Raw genomic sequence first — 525 nt, forward strand, 5'->3', positions numbered from 1 at the left:
ACGCGCGAGATAACCGGGCTGGTCGAAGCGGCCCGGATTGCCGGTCAGGATCGCGACTCCATCCTGTACGAACTGGAACTGCGGCCGTGGCTCTATCGCGCGACCCTCACGCAGGATTGCCGCCTGTTTCAGGACATGACCGTCGTTGAAATCACCGACGCGGTGCTCTCGAAATACCCCTATCCCGTCGATCAGCGCCTCGGTGCATTCCGGGGTGTGTATCCGAAACGCGATGTGCAGCGGCAGGCGTTTGAATCGGACTGGGCGTTTCTGCAACGCCTCTGGGAAGAATGGGGAATCTGGTGGTGGATCGAGCACGATGACGGTCATCACCGTCTGGTCCTGTGCGACACGATCGGCGGCCATCGTCCGCACGGCGCGGCCTACGAGACGCTGCGCTATCTGCCGCCCGATGGTCAGCGTATCGATGAGGAACACATTCACTCGATGTCCGTGACCAGCCGCCTGACGCCCGGACGCGTGACCGTGACGGACTACGACTACACACGCCCGCGCGCCGATCTG

At 62.9% G+C, this 525-nt stretch carries 1 protein-coding gene; it reads left to right on the top strand.

Annotated elements, in window-relative coordinates; genetic code table 11:
* Positions 1–525, top strand: a 525-nt coding sequence (locus DIE06_RS38000) for a phage late control D family protein (protein WP_185733591.1), incomplete at both ends; no start/stop codon positions are given.

This window comes from Burkholderia sp. Bp8998 (assembly GCF_003854235.1).
Taxonomy (GTDB): domain Bacteria; phylum Pseudomonadota; class Gammaproteobacteria; order Burkholderiales; family Burkholderiaceae; genus Burkholderia.